The following is a 22,267-nucleotide window of genomic DNA, read 5'->3' on the forward strand; positions in this document are numbered from 1 at the left end:
CCGGCGCCCGCTGTCAGCTTTGCGCGCCGACCGGTTCGAGCTGCAGCGCCTTGGCTGTTTCGGCTTCCAGCTGCGCGGCGAGTTCAGGGTTCTCGTTGAGCTTGACGCCGTAGCCGGGCATCATCTCCTTGAGCTTGGACTGCCAGCCCTTGAAGTCCTTGGGGAAGGACTTCTGGAGCAGCTCGATCATGATCGGCACAGCAGTCGATGCGCCCGGGGACGCGCCGAGCAGCGCGCCGATGGAGCCGTCCCGTCCGGCGATGACCTCGGTGCCGAACTGCAGCACGCCGCCCTTTTTCGCATCCTTCTTGATGATCTGGACCCGCTGGCCGGCCGTGATGAGTTCCCAGTCGCCGTCGCTGGCTTCCGGGTAGTACTCGCGCAGGGCCTCGACCTTGTCGCCGTGGCGCTTGGCGACCTCCCTGATCAGGTAGGCGGTGAGGTCCATGTTGTCCTTGGCCACGGCCAGCATCGGGATGATGTTGGAGGGCCGGATGGACAGCGGCAGGTCCAGGTAGGAGCCGTGCTTGAGGAAGTTGGTCGAGAAGCCGGCGTACGGGCCGAACAGCAGGGAGCGCTTGCCGTTGACGAAGCGGGTGTCCAGGTGCGGCACGGACATGGGCGGGGCCCCCACGGACGCCTGGCCGTAGACCTTGGCGCTGTGCTGGGCGGCGAGGGTCTCGTCGGTGCAGCGGAAGAACTGGCCGGAGACCGGAAAGCCGCCGTAGCCCTTGCTTTCCGGGATCCCGGAGGCCTGCAGCAGGTGCAGGGCGCCGCCGCCGGCGCCTACGAAGACGAACTTCGCGTGGATCGAGCCGTGTTCGCCGGACTCCGGGTGCTTGATCGCGAGGTCCCAGCCGCCGTCGGACGCCTTGGCGATGCCGGTGACGTTGTGGCCGTAGTTGATTTCCACGCCGTTGTTGCCGAGGTAGCCGGTCAGCTCGCGGGTCAGGGCGCCGAAGTCGACGTCGGTGCCCTCCGCGGCGCGCGTTGCCGCGATGTGCTGCTTCGGGTCCCGGCCCTTGACGATCAGCGGGGCCCACCTGGCGATCTGGGCGTGGTCCTCGGAGTACTCCATGGAGCGGAACAGCGGGTTCCGCGTGAGTGCCTCGTAGCGGGTGCGCAGGAACTTGACGTTGGCCTCGCCGATCACGAAGCTCATGTGCGGAACGGTGTTGATGAAGCCCTTGGGGGAGCCGATCAGCGAGTTGCTGATCAGGTGGGACCAGAACTGCCGGGACAGCTGGAACTGTTCGTTGATGGCAAGCGCCTTGCCGGGATCCACCGAGCCGTCTTTGGCGGCGGGGGAGTAGTTCAGTTCACACAGCGCGGCGTGGCCGGTGCCCGCGTTGTTCCACGGCCCGGAGCTTTCCAGCCCCGGTTCGTCCAGGCGCTCGAACAGGGAAATGGTCCAGTTCGGCTCAAGCTGCTTGATGAAAGCCCCGAGGGTGGCGCTCATGATGCCGCCGCCAATCAGGACGACGTCGGCATGGTGGGTCTTGGAAATGAAAGTCACGATCAGTCTCCGTTTAGCAGCGGCTCTGGCTGTCAAAGAATATCCCCGCACAGCCCTCTAACTGAAATTGGGTCCGTCCGTCAAGGTTTCAGCTCGACCTTTGTGAAAACTTCATTTAGGACCGGCGAGGCCGGGTACTTCAGCACGCGGTCCGAGAGTGCCAGCGCCGAGATCGGGAAGGCAATCGGGACGGCCGGCACCGTGGCGGCGATCTGCGCATTGATGGTCTGGTACTGCTCGGTCCGCTCCTTGCCCTCGGGCAGGCCGCGGGCGCGGGCGATCTTGGAAAAGACCTGGGGATCCTGGTAGCCGAATTCGCCGGTCTTCTCGCCGAAAAGCGGCCCCACGAAGTTGTCCGGATCGGAGTAGGAGCCGTTCCAGCCGAGCAGGTGGAGGGCGTGGTCACCCGGGGAGGTGACCTTCTGCAGGTAGCCGTCGGACCAGTCGACGGGCACCGGCTTGATGTTCAGGCCGACGGCGGTCAGCTGCCTGCTGATCTCGGCGTACACCTTTTCCGGCGTGGGGAGGTAGGGCCGGGTGACGTTCAGCGGGTAGTAGAACTTCAGTTCCTCGCCCTTGTAGCCGGCCTCGGCGAGGAGCTGCTTGGCCTTGTCCGGGTTGTGCCCCAGGGCTGGTGCGGTGTTGTTGAAGCCGCTCAGCTTGGGCGGGACGAACTGGGAAGCCTGGGCCGTGTTGTCGATGAAGAACCGGCGGATCAGGGTGTCCTTGTCCAGCGCCATCTCAATCGCCTGGCGGACCTTGAGGTTCTGCAGGATGGGAATGTCCTGGTTCATTCCCAGGTACATGACGGAGAAGGGGTCCCGCTGGATGATCTGCTTGCCGCGCTTGACCAACTGGTCGAAATTGTCCACCGTCACGGGGTCGTAGGCATCGATTTTGCCGTCGAGCAGCGCCTGCAGCCGTGTCTGCGGGTGATCGTAGGTGACGAAGTTGATGGTCGCGATCTGCCCCTTGTCGCCCCAGTAGTCCTTGTTGCTCGCCAGGGTGACGTGGCCCTGCTCCCAGGAGCCGAAGACGTAGGGGCCGGTCCCCACCGGGTGCAGGGCATAGGCGGACGCCGGCTGGCCGGCGCGGCTCTGGTCCAGGACGTCGGCGGTCCCGGCCGCCATGGCCTGGGGCGAGGAGATGGCGAAGGCCGGGAGGGTCAGGGCCTGGAGGAACCCGGTGAACGGCTGGGTGAGGTCGATCCTGACGCTGCCGGGCGCCAGGGCGGTGCAGCCCTTGTAGATGGAGAGCGGGGCCTGGTCCGCGTGCGCCTTGAAGACGGACTTGAAGGAGGCTCCGGGGGCCTGCTGGCGGAGGGCTTCCGGGAAGTTGAACCAGCGGTTGACGTTGCTGCAGACCGAGGCGGCATCAAAGGGCGTCCCGTCCTGGAAGGTCACCTTCTCGCGGAGCTTGAAGGTGTAGCTCCGGCCTTCGTCGCCCTGTTCCCACGCCGTGGCGAGCAGCGGGGTCGGCTGCCCGGTGGTCTGGTCGACGCCGACGAGGCCCTCGAGCACCTGGCGGGTGATCCGGTAGGACTCGAGATCGGAAACCAGTGCCGGATCGAGGCCGAGGGGCTGGGAGGCGGTACCGAAGGTGAAGACGGCGGTGGGTCCGGCGTCGGAAGCCACGGCCGACGCAGCCGGCGACGTCGGGCCGGGACCGGCGGTTCCGGTGCAGGAAGCGAGCGGCAGCATGAGTAGAAGGGCGCCGATACCGGCTGCGATGCGGCGCGATGGGCTGCTGGGCACTCGACTATCACCTCTGGGGGAAATGGATGGGCCGCCGGGCTGCGGAACAGCCCCAGTCTAATTGACCGTGCGGTCCGCTTTGCCGCGGGCAGAAGTCGCGTGCAGAAGTGGCGGGCAAATGTTGCGTGCAAAAGTGAAGGCCCGCACCAGTCGGTGCGGGCCTTCACTTCTCCTGGTCGGTCCAGGGAGCCGGACTGGGCCGGAGCAGGAGTGCTTGGTGCTGCTTACTTGGGCATCAGGACGGAGTCCACCATGTAAACAGTGGCGTTGGCGGTCTTGACGCCGCCGCAGATGACGTTGGCGCCGTCAACCATGAGGGCGTCCTTGCTACCGGTGACCGTCACGGAGCCGCCCTCGACGGTCTTGTGGGTGCCCACGATCTTGTCCGGGGTGATCTGGCCGGGAACAACGTGGTAGGTCAGGATCTTGCTCAGCAGCGCATCGTCGGTCTTCAGCTTGTCGATGGTGGCGGCGTCGATCTTCTTGAAGGCGTCATCCACCGGGGCGAAGACGGTGAATTCGCTGCCGTTGAGCGTGTCCACCAGGTTGACCTTGGGGTTGAGCTTGCCGGAAACGGCGGCGGTCAGTGTGGTGAGGATCGGGTTGTTGGATGCCGCGACGGCTACCGGGTCAAGGGCCATCCCGGCGACCGAGCCCTTACCGCTGGGCACCTGGGCGGCGTAGGCGGCACAGCCGCTGCCGACAAGGTTGGCGGCCGGATCCATGGCCGCGGCGGAGCTCTTGGACGGTGACGGCGCCATGCTGGACGCCGGCGGCGTTGAAGCCGGAGCCGAAGAGCTCGCCGTGGTGCTGGAACCGCCACAGGCAGTGAGGCTGAGCATGGCTGCGGCAGCGATACCTGCAATGGCGAAAGTCGTGCGCTTGATGGTCTGCATTTCGTTTTCTCCTGTGTTGTGCCGATTATTGGCTGCGGCGAAACTGCCGCCCTGGCCCTTTTCCGACTGATGGGCACCTGCCCTTGGCTGGTGTCTCAACGGGTATTCGGGGGCCCGGAGGAAACGGATGGGTACCGGTTGAAAATTCTTTTTGGCGGCCCGCACCCAGTGCCGCGTTAAACCGAAAGAACCCCGGTCCGAAGGCCGGGATTCTTTCTCTCTGCGGATATTGACTGTGTGCGCAAGGGGGGACTTGAACCCCCACGCCCGAAGGCACAGGAACCTAAATCCTGCGTGTCTGCCAATTTCACCACTCGCGCGCGGCGCCGTCGCCCGTCAGGTCCTGGATCACTTCTGGACTCCCGACGGCGGGCGCCAGGCTCCATTGTACCTACAGCCGGGTGCCGAGGTCAGCCGTCCAGTTTCAGATCCCGGCGCAGCTTGGCGACATGTCCGGTGGCCCGCACGTTGTATTGCGCCACCGTGATCGTGCCTTCAGGGCCGATGACGACCGTTGAGCGGATGAGCCCCTCGTAGCTGCGGCCGTAATTCTTCTTCTCGCCCCACGCCCCGTAGGCCTCGGCCACGGCGTGGTCGGCGTCCGAGAGCAGCGGGAAGTTCAGCCCTTCCGCGGCGGCGAACCGGGCGAGCTTGTCCACCGGGTCGGGGGAGATCCCGAGCACCTCGTAGCCTGCCGTCCGCAGGAATGCAAGGGAATCGCGGAAGTCGCAGGCCTCCTTGGTGCACCCCGGCGTGGATGCCGCCGGGTAGAAGTACACGACGGTGCTGCGGCCCCGGTAGGCGTTCAGGCTGACGTCCTGTCCTTCCGCATTTTTCAGGGTGAAATCCGGTGCAAGGTCACCGGGAATGAGCCGTTCAGGCAAGATGTTCTCCTTCGCAGGGTGGCGGAACATCCCAGCCTAATGAGCGGCGGCGCGGCCGGCGAATCCGGCGCTCGCTATACTCAGTGGTATGCCTGATATGGATCGCTGGCCCACGGGGCGCCTATTGTCCACGGCAGCGCGCCTCGTCGAGCACTCCTGGAACGTGAAGCTGGGGGCCATCGGCCTGACCCACGCCGGGGTGATCGCCATGGAAGTGCTTTCCGCCAACGGACCGATGACGCAGGCCCAGCTGGCCCAGCTGGTGCGGGTCCAGGCGCAGACCATGGGCAAGACGCTGACCCGGCTGGAAGCGCACGGGCACATTTCCCGGGAGCGCAGCACCTCCGACCGCCGCAGCCATGTGGTGTCCCTGACGAAGCGGGGCCGCCAGGCCGTCGCCGAAGCCGCGGATATGGAGCGCTCCGTGCTCGCCGCCGCATCAATCGACCCGGACGTGCTCCGGCAGGAACTCCAGGCGGTGGTGAGGGAGCTGGCCACCGGCGTCACCTCCCCGGACGTCAAGGCCATCGTCACTGACGTCGAGCCCGGCCTGGTGGCCGAGTCGACCCGCCTCAACTGAGCCTTCCCGGAGCCGGGCCGGCGCCGGCTTTTTTGCGTTGCCTGGCATCTGCTGCCGTGTCGCTCGCGGCTGCCGGTACTGCTGGCGCATATCGTCATGGCATGGGCACTGACCATCCCGCGGAACTCGAGGGACAGATCTCGATCAACGAGCTGATCGACGAGCCGATCGGCACCGAACCCATCCAGCTCGCGCTGCCGATACCTTTCCACATCCTGGCGGCATCGCTCCGGCGGGGGTCCTGACGCCGGATCGACTGGACGTACGCCCTGGTCTGACGGGACTGTCGCTCAGCGTTCGAGCCTAACCGCCTCTAGAACGTGGTCCGTGCGCAGCAAGTGCATGGTGGCCTGCCAGGACTCGAAACGGCCGTAGTTCAATGGCTCCAGAACGTGCTCCCAGCTTCCCTCGATCTCGGTCCGCAGGTCCTCCGGCCAGTGCTGGACTCCCGCATCCCGCACCCCCGCCGCCCTGATCCGTGCGTCGAAATCGTCCACCACGCGGTCCAGCCGGGCACCGTACTCTTCGTCGCTCTCGCCCGGAAGATCCGGGACATGCGGACGCCAGTTCAAGGCCGCGTGCCAGTCACCAAAATGGGAGAGGAGCACTGCTTCCCGCGGCACTTTGCACGTCAGCAAAACTTCGCCGTTGGCACGACTGCAGAGGTCCACCAGGTCCTGGCGCCTGATCCGAGCCCAGAACCAGATCGCCCCGTCACCCACGGTGGCAAGTCTTGCTCCCATCTGGCGGAGCATCCAGCCGTATGCGTCCGCGTACGACGGTTCGGCAAAGGAATTGTCCGGAACGAGTACGCCGGTCGAAAGAAGCGCATCGAACGCTTCCGCCGTCTGAATCGTGTGGAGAAGGAGCTGGCGCCGCACACAAAAAGGAGTCCTCGCCGCCGGCTACAGCAGGAGGCGGCCCTTGGCCCAGCCCCGCACTGCGGCCATGTCGAGGTCGGTGGCGACAAGTCCGTCCCGGAAGTAGCGTGCGTACACCGCGTCGGGATCGAAGGAGGCATAAGCCAATTCGTCGATCACCTGCTCGTAGGCATCCAGGATCCTCGGGTCTTCCGCCGTTGAACAGAGCTCCTGGGCCAGTGCCAGGATCAGATCATCGCGGCTGTAGCGGATCACTTCGTCGGGGTAGTGCGGCATCGCTGAACCTCCGGTCACGGCCACAGCGCAGGTGCTGTGGCTACATGATACCGATCTGGCCTCCCATGGCAAGGCCCGGGACGGGGGCCCGGTTCGGCGACGGCCACGGGATGGAAGACGGCCTCCTTCCCCTGGCTGGGCCCCTCGCCGGAGACCCGCCCTTGGTCGCACACAAAGCCGTGGACCGCGGGTCGACGTGGATTGATGTTGAGGCGTTCGAAGCTGCGATATTGCGGGCCCGCCGGACCTCATCGGCAGGCAGCACGAACGTGCTTGTCAGAGGGTCCGGAGAGCCCAGGTAGTCAAGAGTCCGGCAACAAGCGGACGAGCCCGGTCCGAGCCGCTGCCGGGCCGGCTCATTTTCCGGGCGTGGTGTTCCGTTTGCGGAAGGTTCCGGCGATGGAGAGTTTGTTCGAGTATTCGATGGACCCGTAGCGGAACAGGTGCACGGCCAGTCGAAGGACAAGGAAGCCGGTGATGAACAGTTCCGCCATGACGATCACGGATTCGAGCGGGCTGAGGGTACCGAAGCCGTTGCGGAGCATGGCGGTCACGGGCGCTGAGAGCGGGAAGTAGGTGAAGATCTGCACGATCGGCGCATGCGGGTCGGAAACGATGAGGCTCACCGCGTAGAAGGGGACAAACATCAGGGCCAAGAGGGGCCCGAAGATCGTGCCGGCGTCCTTGGCCGTGGGCATGACCGCGCCGACCGCCACCAGGACACCCGTGAAAACGGTGAACCCGCCCAGCAGCAGCAGCGCACCGACCACCATGGCGCCGGGCTCAAACGTGAGGTGGGAGAGGTCGAAGTCGGGGATCGCGAGTTGTTCGCGGAAGAACAGGTAGCCGGCCACCACCGGGGTCAGGAAGGCCAGCATCTGCACCAGGCCGACCATGAACAGGGCGATGACCTTGCCGATGATCAGGGTGGTCGGGTTCAGGGTGGTCAGGATCATCTCGGTAACCCTGTTTTCCTTCTCTTCCAGGGTGCTGTTCAGCATCTGGCTGGAGAGCAGGATGATGGAGACGTAGAAGATCAGGAGGAACATCAGGGGCGGGACGACGGTGCCGATCCCGCCGGTGGCCTGGCCGTCCTTGAAGGCCTTGGATTCGATCTTCACGTTGCCGCCGGCTGCGGCGGTAAGCAGGGGGGAGCCGATTTGAGCCTGGGCGGCGGCGGCGAGGAGCTGTTTGGCGACGGCGTCGTATTTGCCGTTTTCGAAGATCCCCTTGTCGGCGCCGTAGACCCTGACCGGGGCGGTGGTTGGGTCGGCGGGGTAGGCGAAGTACGCATCCGTCAGGCCGTCCTTCACATCCTGCAGGGCCCCGCCCGCGTCGGCGGCCTGCCGGCCGCCCATGGCTGCTGCGATCCCGGCCGGGATGAGCCCCGAGTCGTCGGTGTAGGCGAAGGACACCGTCGCGTTCTTCTGCGCGTCGGCGCTGGCCGAGGTAGAGGTGTTGCTGACGACGACGAGCAGGACGACGATCGCCATCACCACAGGGATGGCCAGGGTCGCGATCCAGAAGCGGCGTTTCTTGACGGTACGGGTGAATTCGAAACCGACGACCGTCCCCAGGTTGTGCTGTGCGAACGGCCGCCGGACCTGCGGCCGCGACGTGGGCGGCTTGGGGGCGGGGGAGCGGAGTGTGGGTGTTTGCTGTGCCATGAGGTTCAGGCCTCCACCATGTCGTGGGCTTCGCCGTAGACCTTGATGAAGATGTCCTCCAGGGATGTCCCGGCCGTGGTGAACGCACGGACCGCGACGCCTGCGGTGATGAGTTCGCGCAGCACGGCCGTTGCGTCCCCGCCCGGGCGGGGGGAGAGCCCGGCGTGGCCGCCGGCGTCGGTGACGATGTCGTACAGGGCCGAGGACGGCAGGACGCCGTCGTAGGCCAGCCGGTAGACGGTCCCGCCGAACTGTTCCTGGACCTCGGCGACGGTGCCGTACGCCCGCGAGGTGCCGTCCTTGAGCAGGATGACCCGGTCACAGAGCCGTTCGACCTCCTCCATCTGGTGGGTGACCATGATGACGGTCGCGCCGGCGAGTTTCTGCTCCTCGATGATGTCCATCAGCAGCCGCCGGTTCACCGGGTCGAAGCCCTTCGTCGGCTCGTCGAGGATTAGCAGCTCGGGGTCGTTCATGATGGTGACGCCGAGCTGGACCTTCTGCTGCTGGCCGCCGGAGAGCTTGTCCAGCCGCATGCCGGCTTTGTCGGCCAGCCCGACCCGCTCCAGATAGTCCCGGGACCAGGTCTTCGCGTAGGCCTTGTCCAGGCCCTTGAGCCGGCCGAAGTAGACCATGACGTCCAGCACCGATTCTTTTTTGTACAGGCCGCGTTCCTCCGGCAGGTACCCGAGCCGTGCCCCGTCCCGCGGGTCGAAGACCTTGCCCCCGATGAGGAGGGTCCCGGCCGTGGGCTGGTAGATCCCCAGCAGCGCCCGGAGCGTGGTGGTTTTCCCGGATCCGTTGCTGCCCAGGAAACCGAAGGTCTCCCCGGACCGCACCTCAAAGGACAGGTCCTTGATGACCGTCTTGTCCCCGAAGTCCATCCTGAAATCTTCAATGCGCACCAGCGGCTCGGCGGCCGCGTCCCCCAACGTCATGCCACCACTGTAACCGGCTGCGCCTTCGCCCCGGAGGCAGCGGCAAATGGCGCGCCGGTTAGGCAAAATGAACCGCCGCTCCGGTGGCGCCGGGGGCAGCTAAGCGGCCGGGCTCCCTGCCTTCGGCGTGGCGAGGACGTAGGCGAAACCGCCGATTGATGCGGTAACGTCCTTGCTGGCACCCGCGCCAGCACCAGTACCGGCGGAAGACGGCGATGTTGTCAGCGTGGTGACCAACACGAGCCTCGTGCCGGTCTGCAGGCCGTGTACGAAGTCCAGCACCTTCGCGTACGCCCCCGTCACCGTGAGCTGGATCGGCATCAGTACCAGACCGTCCGGGGCCGGCCCGGCGCTTGGCGCGGGGGTGGCCGTGCCAGCCGGCGCCGCCGCGGCCGGCTGCGCGGCTTTTGGCGCAACATATGCCTGGCCCTCGGTCACTGCGAAGGAACCGAGGGTGACGCCGCGGGCCACCACGACGGCGTGCAGTTCGTCGATGAACGCCGACATGTCAGTTCCCGCCGGAACCGCCTTGCGCAGCTCGTCCCGCTGCTTCTCCAGCGTGCCGATGTTCGCGTAGTCCTTCTTCAGGACCGACAGAACCTCGGCCTGCGCAGCGTTCTTCACCTGGACGGCCTTTGCCTCCTCGGCGGCGGCGGCGGAGGCGGCCAGTTGCGGCTGGACACCGAGGGTCCAACCCAAGAGCACGATGACGGCCATCGCCAGTGCCGCGCCGATGACGAAGAGTCTGTTCTTGTCCATTACTGCCCTTCCGCCGGGAAGCGCCTGGAGAACGCGCCGTCGTTGATGTGCATGGTGATGTTGGCTGTGTAGCTGCCGTCGTCGTTCTTCACCACGGTGTCCGGCAGCGCATCGGCGAAGCCGGGGAGGGTCTGGAGGTTGTCCAGCCAGGTGGGCACCGAGGGCAGCGTGGGGCTCCGGGCGGAAAAGCTGAGGGTCGCCACTCGCGCCCCCTGCAAGGGCGCGGTGGACTGGACGTACGTGGCGACCGGCGATGCCGAGTCGATCTTGACGGTTTCGATGGTCACGTTGCCCGGGAGCGTCTTCTGGACGGCATCGAGGTAGTTCTTCCAGTCAATCTCCGTGCTCGCCCCCGTCCGGAGTGCGGCCTTGATGCGTGCCACGTCGGCCTGCACTTTCCGGACGTCCAGGTATTTGACCTGCTCCGCAAGCAGGGCGCCCGTTTGTGCCTGTTCGACGGCAAGGTCGCTCCGCGACTGGATCGCGGCCACATTGGCGGCTCCCGAGCCCAGCACCACCACTGCGAGCAAGGCGGCGACGGCGAGGACCAGGCGCTCCCGCACCTTCTTGGCCATCACGAGCTGGCGGAGCTCCGTGGGCAGCAGGTCAACGCGGCGCTCCCCGCCGACCACCAGCGGCTGGTCCTTCCGCTTCAGTGAGATCGGCGGAAGGGCCCTGCCCTTCAACCGGGGCACCGTGGCGGTCTTCTTCGACGGCTGCTCGGCCGGCTTGGCTTCGGCGGCCGCCGTGGCAGGCGCCTCGGTGCTGTTCCCGGCCTTTTCGGCCTTGGGTGCCTTTTTCAGTCCCCTTTTACCGGCCGCTTTACCGACCGCGTCCGGGGCCTTTGCGGACTTCCGGTCGCCCGCGGTGTCCGCCGCGCCCGTGGCTCGCTCGGCGATGGCCAGGCCCAAGGCGACTGCCATGGAAGCGGGGCCAAGGCCAAGGCCCTTGGCCTTGAGCTCCCGCGACAGTCCGAGGTCCGCGAACGGGTCGGCCATGACGACGTCGAGCCTGGTCATCTCGGCCAGGGCCCCGGCAAAGCCCGGCAGTTCGGCTCCGCCGCCGGTGAGGATGATCCGCCCGATCGACTCATCCGGCCGCATCTTCAGGAAGTAGGTGACGGTATTGCGAAGGCTGTCAAGCAGTTCGATGCTCAACTCGTGGATGACCCGAAGGGCCTCGTGCTGATGTTCGGGCACGTCCCGCAGCGAGCGCAGGCCGACGTTGCGCTTGAGCTTCTCGGCGTCGTCGACGCTGATCGCGAGGCGTGCGGCAAGCGCGACGGTGAGGTCGAGGCCGCCGGTGGGGATCAGTCGGACAAACTGCGGCACGCCATCCTTGGCGATGGTAACGCTGGCCGTGCTGGCGCCCACGTCGATGACTGCCGTGCCGCCTTCCCCTTCCCCGCGCCGCAGCAGCACCCGGCTGAGGGCGAAGGGGATCAGGTCGACGTCGGTCGTGAGGAGTCCGGCGCGCCGGACCGCCTCGACGTTGCCAAGGAGTGCTTCCTTCCGGGCGGCGACCAGAAGCCCGCTGGCGGTCGGGCCGTCCGGGCCGGTTTCCTCCGACGTCGGGTAGAAGTCCAGCTGGGCGTCGGCGACCGGAACGGGCAGCAGGTCCTGGACCTGGAACGGCAGCGATTCCCGGATGACTTTGAGGGAAGCCTTGGGCACCGTGAGGTCCCGCACGAGCACGCGCTGGTTGCCCAGGCCGAGCACGACGGCCTTTGTCTTGAAACCGCCCTCTGACCACAGTTGCTTGAGGCAGGCCGTCACCGCGGCCTGGTCCGTCACCTCGCCGTGGTTGACCGCACCGACCGGCAGCGGAACTTCGAAGTACCGGAGCACAGTGGGATTGGCTCTGTCCGGATTCGCGACCTCCACGGCACGCAGGGCCGTGCTGCCGATGTCGATTCCTACGATGCGTGATGGCATGGCCTGCATCCTTTCCGAATCCCCGGTGTAGCGGTGATATTACAGTCCGACGAGTGCAAGGTAGCCTTTCCAGAGCGGAGCGCCGGCGAGGATCCCGGCCCATGCTCCGAGGAGCATCCACGGACCAAACGGTATGCCGCTCTTGCGGCTGGCCCTGCCGGCCGCAAGCAGGATGAGCGAGTACAGGCCGCCGAGCAGGAAGGCCGCAAACGCCCCGACGGCCAGTTCGCCCCAGCCGGTCCAGCCCAGGAACATCCCCAGCAGGCCGGCCAGTTTCACGTCGCCCAGTCCCATGCCGCCCGGATAGGCGAGCGCCATGAGGAGGTAGGCGGTCCACAAAGATGCCATCCCGACGGCGGCGCGCAGCAGGGCCGAATAGTCTCCCGTGATCACGCTGGCCACGGCGAACAGTGCGGCAGCGACGACGTAACCCGGCAGCACGATGGCGTCGGGCAGCCGGTAGGTGTCCAGGTCGATCAGCCCAAGCGCCACGCTGATGGCCGCCAGATACAGGAATCCGATCAGGACGAGGATTCCCGCGGCTCCATCTGAGGGGCGCGCCGACGCGCCGCCCGTCCACGACCACAAGGCGACGCCGGCGAAGGCAACGCCCGTGCCGGCCTCCACGAGGGGGTACCGCTTGGAGATCGGCTCCGCGCAGCCGCGGCATTTGCCGCGCAGCAGGACCCACGAGAGGACGGGGATGTTGTCGTAGGCCTTGATGGTGTGGCCGCAGGAGGGACAGGCGCTGGGCGGAGACACGATGGAGAGGCCGTTCGGCACGCGGTAGATCACCACGTTCAGGAACGAGCCGATAAGGAGGCCGAACACGCCCACGCAGGCTGCGGCGACTAGGAACCAGAGGCTCTGGCCGGCGAGGCTCATCCTGGGCTTCCATCCGTGGTGAACGCCGTGCGGACCTCAGCCTGCGTGCTCACAATGTAGGTGGTGGACGTCGGCAGCAGGAACTTGGGCGGGGCCATGGTTCGGAACCGTGGATCGTAAGTATATTTTTGGATGTAACCGGTGGAGCCTGGGGCGCTGCCGGCCCCGGTGGCGGTGACGGGTCCGCGGAAATTCTGCGCAATGGCTCCGCTGACTGTAAGGTTCCCGCGCGGGGTGCCCTTGTCATAGTTCTGGACCAGGAATGTGTGGTCGACCGAGAGAATGGCGGCGTTGATTGTGCGTCCTGTGCCGCTGTCGAGCAGAAGCGGAACGTAGTTCGCATTGCACGCGCTGTTCCCGTCACCTAGGCCTTTACCTTGGCCCATGCAGCTGCAGTTTCCGTTGCAATTGCTGTTGCAGTCGGACTTGCCGTTTTTCGTGCTGCAGCTCATCGGATTCCAGACCCAGACCGCTTTCTCCGCCACAAGCCCGAGAATGTCCGCCCTTGAGTCAACATAGGTGATGTCCCCGGTCACATACAGATAATTCTGGGCGCTAACCGTGACAGCGCCGTGCAGTTGGCCTTTGACGAAGGCGTCGCCACTGCGGCAGCCATAGGCCTGGGTCCCGGATACCGCGATGGGAGCGTACTCGTCGGCCCTGGGGTAGCCGATCCCGTTGCCGGCCCCGGTGCTGCCGCTGAGTCCCGTGCAGGTCAGCCCTGGCGGGGTGCTCCCTTCCGGCCAGTAATTAGGGTCGGAAGTGGGAGTGATGGGCACATTCTGGACATAAATGAGGTTGTTGGCGGGAACGGCGATCTTCTGGCCCGCAGCCCCGGCCAATTTCCCAATGTTATCGGCCGCGTTTTTGGTCGGATCTCCGGGTGTTCCGCAGGATGGCGAGGGGATGGCTTTTGTCCACGGTGAGCGCACGGTCATAGTTCCGTCGGCGTTGAAGACAATGTCTGTCGGCCCCGTGTAGAGGCAGCCCGGTCGCGGTACCTCCGCCGGGAGATCGGTTCGCGTCTCCCGCTTCATCTGCGCGTTCGAGGGTGGCATCGCGATGACAGGAACGTAGGCGGGGCTGCCGGGAACGGTGAAGGTTGGATCCAAACAGCCCGGCACCTTGGCGTACCGTGTCGGGGTAGCCGGAGGCCCCACCGGGTTCGCGGTAGTCGCGGGTCCGTTAAACGTGGCGCTGCAGGGGAGGATCGTGTCATTGCTGTGCAGCGGGCCGTTAATGGTGTCTGCCGCGCCGAACTGGACTGTGGCGCAGGTATCGGAGCGGTCCTGCCACCTGTATTTGACGACACAGGTGGCAGGGTTGTTCGTCAACGCGGGATCCGGCATCTCATAGTTACTGAAGTACAGATAATTGATGAAACCGGACTGCTTGAGATTAACGACGATACTGCGTGTCTGCTTCCCTACCCGGCCGGTTGACTGGAGCCGGAGCGCGCCGGTGGACCAGTAATTGGAATTGTCCACCTCATAGCGGTAGGAGGCAGTTTCGCCGCTTCCGGGCATCGTGGCCCAGGACCCGGACTGGCCCAGGCCAAACGCCGGGTTCGTCGCCGATGCGGGGGGCAGGAGGATCGTGCCGGCGGCCTTGCTGGACGCGCTGAACGGGGAATCGGGGTTGCCGTACTTCGTGTACGTGGAGTCGTTGGCGAGCTTGCTCTTATAATCATCCGCCCCGGCGTAGGCGGCGGCGACAGCGGCGTTCCAGTCCTGATCGGTTTTGGCCTTGACGACTCCGCTGAGGGAGATACTGAGAGACGCCGTAACCAGCAGGGTAAGGACCGCGCCGATTCCGATGACCACGATCAGGGCCACGCCATGATCGCGCGGCGCTGAGGGGTCCGCAACACGAGGCCGCCGAAACTTTCGCCCACCGGTCATAAAATGTTCTCCAATGCGTTGAGGTTGGGAATACCGACGAGATTTTCCAAGGTGACGGGGGAGCTGTTGTTCGTCAGGCTTTGCTGCACGGTCAGGGTTATTTTGACCGCCACGATTGACGAAAGAATCGTGGTGGCGTCTTTGCCCTGCACGTCTTTGTAGTACGTGAATAGATTTGCCGCTGAACCCGTGAGTGGAACGGTCGTCGTCAGGATGCGGGAGGACTGCGGAGGTGTGTATTTGGCAGTTCCGGGGAACGGTGAGGGGAAGCTCCAGTAGCCGTTCAGTGGGCCGGTGGCTGGCCAGCGGTCTTCGACCAGCTGGCGCTGGGAGTTCAGGTAGAAGTGCGTCATTACCGGTTTCGGTACGGCTGGATCCAAGGACACATAGGAGTAAAGAATGACGGACTCCGGCTGCGCCTCGAGGAAGGCGGGGTCGTCCAGCGGTTGTCCCACGACAGGATTGGACGTGCCTGCGCGAATGACCCGAGCGAGCTCGTTCATGCCGTTGGACGCATTTGCGGTGTTGGTGTTGGTGGCGCCCGCCATGCTCATCGATTTCGTCGCGCTGATGTACAGCGACGAGGAGGCCGTGAGGACGATCATGAGCACGACGCTGGCGATCAGCAATTCCGTAAGGGTCATGCCGCGCTCGTGGTCGTCGCGAGATCGCTGCAGTCGGACCCGGCACTTTTTGACAAGGGTGATCATGTCGTGGGCGTGGGCGTGGGCGTGGGCGTGGGCGTGGGCGTGGGCGTGGGCGTGGGCGTGGGCGTGGGCGTGGGCGTGAGACGCGGGTCAAGCGTCACGATTCCGGTTGTGGCGACGAGGCTCGGTGCCGCCACCGCAACGGATGCCGCTGGGACGGGCGTCGTTTTCGCGCCTACCGTCGTGCCGGTGTACAGGGTCCACGAGCCGTAGGGCAAGGCGATCTTTCCGGAGACCGCGAGGGCGTCGAAGGTATATGTCATCGGCACCGAGCAGCCCGGCTCGTCGAGGCCCGCCCCAGTGGACGAAACGGCCGTGATGAACTGGCCGGAGGCGCCGGCGATGGTGAGCAATCCCATCGGCAGCCCGGCGACCGCAGCCGGCGTCATGAGCGTCCGGACGCCTGCAGTTGTAGTGGCGCTCTCCGGCCAGGCTTCCGGATCGACGGAGATACACCCCGTGGAGCTCTCGTTGGGAGCCACGTACTTGCCGGCCATCACAGCGTAGCCGCTGGGGAACGGGAACAGCTGCAGAGTGCGGCTGGACACTGCAGATGTGGCAGTCGACACGTAGATACCGGCAGTGCTGATGAAGCTGGTATCGAGGTTGTTAGGAAGTTGTGGAGTACCGGCAGTCGCGTTGGAGGCGTAAGTAACGGAGAACAATCCGGCCTTGTCGAAGACGAACCCCGCGGCGGCTGAGGCACCTGCGGCGACGGTGATGCCGCTGGTCGATGCAGTGTTCAGCTCCTGCTGCTGGTTGATGTATCCGGGATAGGAAACTTTGACGTCGTAAGTGCCGGGCGCAACCCTCAGGAGGTAACTGCAGCCCTGGGCATCGGTGGCGGGGCCTGTGAGCGCGGCGGTGGCGTTGCCGGCCACGCCGGGCGTCGGGACCGCGGAGACGGAGAGACCCGCGCTGCCGGAACCGGTGGCGGTGAACGCAGAGACGATGATGGTTCCGAGGGCGGGGTCATTGATCCGGTCCCGGGGGGCGAGCAGCGTGTTCGTCTGGACGGGTGACGCGCCGGGGCGCATGCTGTCCCAGGTGACAGTGACGTCAATACGTTTGTACTGGAGCGAACCGCTTCCCGTTCCGCAGCCGTTATCCTGGCCGGGCCCACTGACCCATTGGGAGGTGCGGCTGACATGGAAGGTCCTCCCGGCGTTCGTGACCGTACGGGCTACGTCACCCAGGATGAAGACATTCTTGGCCGATCGGCCGAGGTCGATTTCCTGGGCCGCCAGGCTCGTTGCCGTCTGGCGGGCGCGGGACTCATTCGTCAGGGACAGCACGGAGAGCAGCGAGAAGGCGACCCCGACCGCGAGGACCATGAACACCATCATGGCGATGAGCACCTCGATGAGGGAGAAGCCGGTGTCAGGGGTGGCATGCGTTCGGAGACGTGCGATGAAGGACTGCATGGGCCACTTACTTCAGCTAGGGCTACCGGAAAACTGATGTTGCCGTCGCATCCCCCGAGCGGCGGTAGTGTGAAATGAAAGCTGATGGGACGCCGTTCCGGCGCCCCATCAGCTCACGATCCCGTGATTACAACCAAGGTAGTTGTTACGCGCACTTGCCCGCTTTAGCTGCTCCGGCATCGTCGATGGAGAACGGTTTGGCGCCCGAGCTCGCGCTCGTACCGTCGATGCAGAACCCAGTCCCATTTGGCTTGTAGACGAGTCCGGCCGGCACCTTGTAACCAGCCATGCCTTGGAACTCTACATCGTCCTTCGGCAGCTTGCCTCCGGTCGTCTGGAAGCTGACGACGGCCGTCTTGGCGTTAGTCAGGTCCGACTGAACGGCGCTGTCTTTGGCGCTGTCCTGCACGTTCATGTAAACCGGGATGGCGATGGCGGCGAGGACGCCGATGATGATGACCACGACGAGGAGTTCGATCAGGGTGAATCCCTTTTCCTTCTCGGCGAGGGCGCTGCGTCGGGCGGCGAGCGCCTGGAAAGCACGTGAGACCATGAAATTCCCCTAATTAATCAGCTGAAGGGCGCACAATTGCGAGCCGAAGTGAACTGTATCGGAGGAATTTACCCGTAAGTGCCATTAGTCGGAAAAGCTGAGGAACAATTAGTGCGGGCGCCGGAAATACGGCCGGAGCGCTGTTTTCCTGCGCCAATCCTGCGCTAATCCTGCTTGTCCGGGCGGACCGAAATCATTTTATCAGCGTGAAGATATTGAAGATCGGCAGGTACAAGGCGACGATCATGCCACCCACCACCAGCCCCAGGAACGCGATCATCAACGGTTCAATCAGCGCCGTGAGCTGCTCCGTGGTCGATTGGACCTCCGCGTCGTAGAAATCGGCGATCTTGGAGAGCATCTGCTCCAGCGCGCCGGCGTCTTCGCCCACGGCTATCATCTGCGTCACCATGGGAGGGAAGACGGGGGAACCTGCCAGCGGGCCGGCGATCGACTCGCCCTGCCGGACGGCATCGGCCACCTGGTTCAGCGCACTCTCCATCACCCAGTTCCCGCTCGACTCTCCGACGATCCGCAGCGCCTGCAGGATCGGCACGCCGGCCCCGATCATGGCCGAGAAGTTCCGGCTGAACCGGGCGACGGCAAGCTTGGTCATGAGGGGTCCGAACACCGGGAGCCGGAGCTTGAGCGGATCCACGACTTTGCGCACCGGGAGGGTGTTCTTGTTCTTTCCCCACCAGATCGAGAAAACGATGCTGCCGACCACAGTCACCGGTACGGCCCACACCATCTGCTGGGAGAGCCAGACGAGCACCATCGTGGGTCCCGGAAGGGTTCCGCCGAGATTGGAGAACATCGTCTGGAACACCGGAACGATGAACAGCAGCATGGCCGCCACGGAGATCACCGTCATAACAAGGACGACGATCGGGTAGCTCAGGGCCGATTTGATGGTTCCACGCAGCTTGACGTCCGCCTCGAAGCTGTCCGCGATTGATTCCAGGGATCCGTCCAGGAAGCCGCCCACTTCGCCGGCCCGCACCATGTTGATCATGATCGGCGGAAAATCGGTCGGATGCTTCTGCATGGACTCTGACAGCGAGACGCCCGACTCGACGTCGTTCCGGATAGCGACCAGGATCTTCGCGAGCGATTTATTCTCGGTCTGCGACGCCAGGATGTTGAGCGCCCGCAGCAGGGACAGCCCGGCGCCGACCATGGTTGCCATCTGCCGGCTCATGATTGCCAGGTCCTTGAGCTTGACGCCTTTCTGGAAGCCGGGGATCGAGATGTCCCGGTTCAGCCCGGTGCCGGCCGCCGCGTCCACGACCTTGACGGGGGAGAGCCCCAGCGTTTTGAGGTGTGCGGTGACGCCCGCTTCACTGGACGCGTCCACCTTGCCCCTGACGAGCTTCCCTGCGGCATCGCGGCCGGTGTACGCCCAGGACTGCGCGGTCGCCATTACACGACCTCCGTGGAGAACGAGTCGCCGAAGTCGATGCCGCCACCGCCGATGCCGCCACCGCCGGGGCCGTTCCCGACGCGGTCCTTCCCGGCGCCGCCGCCTGGCGGGCCGGTCCGGTGCACCAGCCGGTCAAATGTCTCGTGATCGTGCACCTTTTCCTCCGCTGCCTCGCGCAGAATCTGGCCGGCATTGACCAGGTCGGCCAGGTGCTGGTCCATGGTGTGCATGCCCAGGCCGCGCCCGGCCTGCATCATGGAGCGCACCTGGTGGGTCTTGCCCTCACGGATCAGGTTCGCAATCGCGGGCGTGGCCACGAGCACCTCGGTGGCGACCGCGCGGCCGCTCCCGTCGGCGCGCTTCACCAGCGTCTGGCAGACAACACCCTGCAGCACACCGGCGAGCTGTGCGCGGACCTGCCCCTGCTGGTGCGGGGGGAACACATCAATCACACGGTCGATGGTCTGCGCGGCGTCCTGGGTGTGCAGGGTGGCGAAGACCAGGTGGCCGGTCTCGGCGGCGGTCAGGGCGACGGACATGGTCTCCAGGTCGCGGAGTTCGCCGATCAGGATCACGTCCGGGTCCTGGCGCAGCACATGCTTCAGCGCCGCTGCAAAGCTGTGGGTGTCGCTGCCGACCTCACGCTGGTTGACAAGTGACATCTGGTGCGAATGCAGAAACTCGATCGGGTCCTCCACCGTCACGATATGGTCCGCACGCGTACGGTTGACGAGATCGATCATCGCTGCCAGCGTCGTCGATTTGCCGGAGCCGGTGGGCCCCGTCACCAGCACCAGGCCGCGCGGCAGCTTGGCGAAATTTCCGATCTGCTCAGGGATCCCAAGTTCCCGGAACGGCTTGATCTCCCAGGGGATCAAGCGGAAAACGGCACCAAGCGAACCGCGCTGCTGATAGAAGTTCACGCGGAACCGGCCGACGCCGGGGAGGGTATGGGCGAAGTCGAGCTCCAGCTCCGCCTCGAAGGTTGTCCGCTGCTCGTCGGAGAGCAGGCTGCCAAGGGCGGACAGCAGCTTGTCCCGAGGCCACGGCTCAGTAGCACCGGCCGGTCGCAGCCCGCCGTTCACGCGGATCATCGGCGGGGCATTGACGGTGAGATGCAGGTCCGAGGCTCCCTGGCGGACGACGTCGTGCAGCGCCTCGATGAGGTCGGGATCGACGGCCGGGACGGCGTCGCCGTCTTCCGCGCCATCGTCGAGGTCGTACAACGGAACCGGGACCGGATCCTCCTCAAGGCTCGGCTCTGGCAGGCCGGCGTCCTCCTCGAAGACCTGGCCCGCGGCCCGGGCCGCGCGCCGACCGTCCGGAACGACCCGCTGGGGAGCCCAGCCGGCGGCGGACTCACCGGGGGACATCACTGGAATCTCATAAATGGGTTTGTCGCCCATGGGCTTTTCCTTTCCTGACTACGAACAACCATTACGCGACGACCCGCAAGATCTCTTCCACGGACGTCAGACCCTGCCTGACCTTTTCCCAGCCGTCCTCGCGCAGGGTCAGCATCCCCTGTTCGCGGGCCACGCGGGCGATGTCGGCGCTGGAGGACCGGGCGACGGCCAGGCGTTCAATTTCCTCCGTGACCGTCATGACCTCGTGAATAGCCAGGCGTCCGCGGTATCCGGTGTTGGAGCAACTGACGCAGCCGTTGGGCCGATAAAGTTGCGGCCGGGGCAGCTCCGGGTCGAAAGCGAACGGCAGGGCTGCCAGTATGTCCGGCTCATCCTCGACCGGTTCCTTACAGTGGCTGCACAGCCTGCGGGCGAGGCGCTGCGCGACGACGCAGTCCAGGGCGGATCCCACCAGGAACGGTTCAATGTCCATCTCCGTGAGGCGCGTGATGGCGCTCGGCGCGTCGTTCGTGTGCAGCGTGGAGAGCACCAGGTGGCCGGTCAACGAGGCCTCGATGGCGATCTGCGCTGTTTCGTGGTCGCGGATTTCGCCGATCAGGACCACATCCGGGTCGCTGCGGAGGATGGAGCGCAAGGCGCTCGCGAACGTCAGCCCCGCCTTCGGATTGACCTGCACCTGGTTCACGCCCCGCATCCGGTATTCCACCGGGTCTTCCACGGTGATCACGTTGATCTCCGGCCGGGAGACCTCGTTCAGGGTCGTATACAGGGTGGTGGACTTGCCGGAGCCTGTCGGGCCGGTGACCAGGATCATGCCGTATGGCTTGGAATACGAGGCCTTGTAGGCCTCATAGTTGCGCTCCAGCAGGTTCAGGTCTCGCAGGGTGAGGCTGGAGGCGGAGCTGTCGAGGATTCGCATGACGATCTTTTCGCCCCAGACGGTGGGCAGCGTCGCCACGCGGAGGTCCACGACGCGGCTTCCATGCCGGACCGACATCCGGCCGTCCTGGGGTTTGCGCCGTTCCGCGATGTCCAGGTCGCTCATGATTTTCAGGCGCGAGATCAGGCCGTTCTGGATGCTCTTGGGGGCGCCCTGCATTTCGTGCAGCACGCCGTCGATGCGGTAGCGCACCCGCACCTCGTGTTCGGCCGGTTCGATGTGGATGTCGGATGCGAAATCCTGGATCGCCTGGCTCACCAGCAGGTTGACGAACCGGACGATCGGAACGTCGTCGTCGGAGGGGCCCGCGGCCTCCTCCGCCCGGGCGACCGCCTCGGCGCTTTCTTCTTCGAGGGTGTTCGTGAGGTCGGTGAGTTCGCCGTCCGCGCGCAGGGTCCGGTTGAGGGCGGCCAGCAGGTCGCCGCGTTCGGCGACCACGACGTCCACGGGCAGGTTGGTGGCCGCACGGACGTCGTCGGCCGCAACGATGTTCCCCGGGTCCCACATCGCGAGGGTCATGCGCCCGTCCGCGACGGCGAGCGGGAGTACTTCATGCCTGCGGCACAGCGCGGCAGATACCCGGGCTACGGCGGCACTGTCGATTTCGGAGACGAGCAGTTCCACGAAGGGCAGGCCGGCCTGTATGGCGCGGACCCGGGCGACCTGTGCGCTCGTCACCGCGCCGTTTTCCAAAAGGGTGCTGATGGTCGCCGCGTCGTCGGCGCGGTTCATGGAGAGCCGGCCCAGCCGTTCAAAAGGCAGCAGGCCCTCGAGCAGCAGAATTTCAGTCAGAGATTTCACGCGAGCCTCTTCGATGGTCCGTATCTGGCCAGGCCGGCGTCAGGGACCGCCCCAGCCTGCCCAGACTAGCCCACCGGCGGCCGCCAAATCGGAAACCCCGCTCCTCGCGCCGCTCCGCGCCCCGCGTGCACCCGGCAGTGCCCGGCAGTGCCCGGGGTGCAAGACGCCGGCGACTCCAGGG

The 22,267-nt window shown here is 65.5% G+C and carries 20 protein-coding genes and 1 tRNA gene; 2 read left to right on the forward strand and 19 right to left on the reverse strand.

What is annotated here, in order from left to right; genetic code table 11:
• Positions 1-13 precede the first annotated feature (13 nt).
• The 5 genes from ACQCSZ_RS05255 to bcp all read right to left on the reverse strand — a co-directional run bounded on the left by ACQCSZ_RS05255 (position 14) and on the right by bcp (position 5,050).
• On the reverse strand, positions 14-1,516 hold the full coding sequence (locus tag ACQCSZ_RS05255) for a malate:quinone oxidoreductase (RefSeq protein WP_427007023.1): 1,503 nt from the start codon (positions 1,514-1,516) through the stop codon (positions 14-16).
• Between the two features lie 80 nt (positions 1,517-1,596).
• Positions 1,597-3,270 (reverse strand): ABC transporter substrate-binding protein, encoded by a 1,674-nt coding sequence (locus ACQCSZ_RS05260; RefSeq protein ID WP_427007024.1) that lies wholly within the window; start codon positions 3,268-3,270, stop codon positions 1,597-1,599.
• 224 nt (positions 3,271-3,494) lie between these two features.
• On the reverse strand, positions 3,495-4,166 hold the full coding sequence (locus tag ACQCSZ_RS05265) for a fasciclin domain-containing protein (protein ID WP_427007025.1): 672 nt from the start codon (positions 4,164-4,166) through the stop codon (positions 3,495-3,497).
• A gap of 238 nt (positions 4,167-4,404) precedes the next feature.
• A tRNA-Leu gene (locus ACQCSZ_RS05270) sits at positions 4,405-4,486 on the reverse strand.
• A 90-nt stretch (positions 4,487-4,576) separates the two neighbouring features.
• On the reverse strand, positions 4,577-5,050 hold the full coding sequence (gene bcp / locus ACQCSZ_RS05275; protein WP_427007026.1) for a thioredoxin-dependent thiol peroxidase: 474 nt from the start codon (positions 5,048-5,050) through the stop codon (positions 4,577-4,579).
• 97 nt (positions 5,051-5,147) lie between these two features.
• On the opposite strand from bcp, the gene ACQCSZ_RS05280 reads away from it, so the two are divergent.
• Together ACQCSZ_RS05280 and ACQCSZ_RS05285 are read left to right on the forward strand one after the other, a co-directional pair.
• Entirely contained in the window at positions 5,148-5,630 is a 483-nt protein-coding gene (locus ACQCSZ_RS05280; protein ID WP_427008258.1) for a MarR family winged helix-turn-helix transcriptional regulator, read from the forward strand.
• A gap of 101 nt (positions 5,631-5,731) precedes the next feature.
• The gene (locus ACQCSZ_RS05285) at positions 5,732-5,875 is read left to right on the forward strand and encodes a hypothetical protein (RefSeq protein WP_427007027.1); all 144 of its coding nucleotides are present in this window, start codon (positions 5,732-5,734) and stop codon (positions 5,873-5,875) included.
• Positions 5,876-5,920: 45 nt separating this feature from the next.
• Here ACQCSZ_RS05285 and ACQCSZ_RS05290 read toward each other — a convergent pair whose 3' ends face one another.
• From ACQCSZ_RS05290 to ACQCSZ_RS05355, 14 genes are all read right to left on the reverse strand, one after another.
• Complete coding sequence (locus tag ACQCSZ_RS05290; RefSeq protein ID WP_427007028.1) at positions 5,921-6,511, reverse strand: DUF3841 domain-containing protein; 591 nt, start codon at positions 6,509-6,511, stop codon at positions 5,921-5,923.
• A gap of 24 nt (positions 6,512-6,535) precedes the next feature.
• On the reverse strand, positions 6,536-6,787 hold the full coding sequence (locus ACQCSZ_RS05295) for a hypothetical protein (RefSeq protein ID WP_427007029.1): 252 nt from the start codon (positions 6,785-6,787) through the stop codon (positions 6,536-6,538).
• A gap of 356 nt (positions 6,788-7,143) precedes the next feature.
• The gene (locus tag ACQCSZ_RS05300; RefSeq protein ID WP_427007030.1) at positions 7,144-8,454 is read right to left on the reverse strand and encodes an ABC transporter permease; all 1,311 of its coding nucleotides are present in this window, start codon (positions 8,452-8,454) and stop codon (positions 7,144-7,146) included.
• A gap of 5 nt (positions 8,455-8,459) precedes the next feature.
• Positions 8,460-9,392 (reverse strand): ABC transporter ATP-binding protein, encoded by a 933-nt coding sequence (locus ACQCSZ_RS05305; RefSeq protein ID WP_427007031.1) that lies wholly within the window; start codon positions 9,390-9,392, stop codon positions 8,460-8,462.
• 99 nt (positions 9,393-9,491) lie between these two features.
• A complete protein-coding gene (locus tag ACQCSZ_RS05310; RefSeq protein ID WP_427007032.1) occupies positions 9,492-10,151 on the reverse strand; it encodes a hypothetical protein in 660 nt (219 codons plus the stop codon).
• Positions 10,151-12,085, reverse strand: a complete 1,935-nt coding sequence (gene pilM, locus ACQCSZ_RS05315) for a type IV pilus assembly protein PilM (RefSeq protein WP_427007033.1) — start codon at positions 12,083-12,085, stop codon at positions 10,151-10,153. Before pilM ends, ACQCSZ_RS05310 begins: the two co-directional genes overlap by 1 nt.
• Before the next feature lie 39 nt (positions 12,086-12,124).
• The gene (locus ACQCSZ_RS05320; RefSeq protein WP_427007034.1) at positions 12,125-12,970 is read right to left on the reverse strand and encodes a prepilin peptidase; all 846 of its coding nucleotides are present in this window, start codon (positions 12,968-12,970) and stop codon (positions 12,125-12,127) included.
• Positions 12,967-14,805, reverse strand: coding sequence for a hypothetical protein (locus ACQCSZ_RS05325; protein ID WP_427007035.1), 1,839 nt, complete (start codon positions 14,803-14,805; stop codon positions 12,967-12,969). The genes ACQCSZ_RS05320 and ACQCSZ_RS05325 overlap by 4 nt, the downstream gene beginning before the upstream one ends.
• Before the next feature lie 62 nt (positions 14,806-14,867).
• Positions 14,868-15,581: a PilW family protein gene (locus ACQCSZ_RS05330; RefSeq protein ID WP_427007036.1), complete on the reverse strand. Its 714-nt coding sequence runs from the start codon at positions 15,579-15,581 to the stop codon at positions 14,868-14,870.
• The gene (locus ACQCSZ_RS05335) at positions 15,578-17,002 is read right to left on the reverse strand and encodes a type IV pilus modification PilV family protein (RefSeq protein ID WP_427007037.1); all 1,425 of its coding nucleotides are present in this window, start codon (positions 17,000-17,002) and stop codon (positions 15,578-15,580) included. The genes ACQCSZ_RS05330 and ACQCSZ_RS05335 overlap by 4 nt, the downstream gene beginning before the upstream one ends.
• A gap of 145 nt (positions 17,003-17,147) precedes the next feature.
• Positions 17,148-17,555, reverse strand: a complete 408-nt coding sequence (locus tag ACQCSZ_RS05340) for a type II secretion system protein (RefSeq protein ID WP_427007038.1) — start codon at positions 17,553-17,555, stop codon at positions 17,148-17,150.
• A gap of 193 nt (positions 17,556-17,748) precedes the next feature.
• On the reverse strand, positions 17,749-18,978 hold the full coding sequence (locus ACQCSZ_RS05345; protein ID WP_427007039.1) for a type II secretion system F family protein: 1,230 nt from the start codon (positions 18,976-18,978) through the stop codon (positions 17,749-17,751).
• Positions 18,978-20,384 carry a type IV pilus twitching motility protein PilT gene (locus ACQCSZ_RS05350; protein ID WP_427007040.1) on the reverse strand — a complete coding sequence of 469 codons (1,407 nt, stop codon included), beginning with the start codon at positions 20,382-20,384 and terminating at the stop codon, positions 18,978-18,980. The genes ACQCSZ_RS05345 and ACQCSZ_RS05350 overlap by 1 nt, the downstream gene beginning before the upstream one ends.
• Before the next feature lie 31 nt (positions 20,385-20,415).
• Complete coding sequence (locus ACQCSZ_RS05355; protein ID WP_427007041.1) at positions 20,416-22,086, reverse strand: GspE/PulE family protein; 1,671 nt, start codon at positions 22,084-22,086, stop codon at positions 20,416-20,418.
• Positions 22,087-22,267 lie beyond the last annotated feature (181 nt).

This window comes from Pseudarthrobacter sp. H2, from assembly GCF_050157045.1.
Taxonomy (GTDB): domain Bacteria; phylum Actinomycetota; class Actinomycetes; order Actinomycetales; family Micrococcaceae; genus Arthrobacter.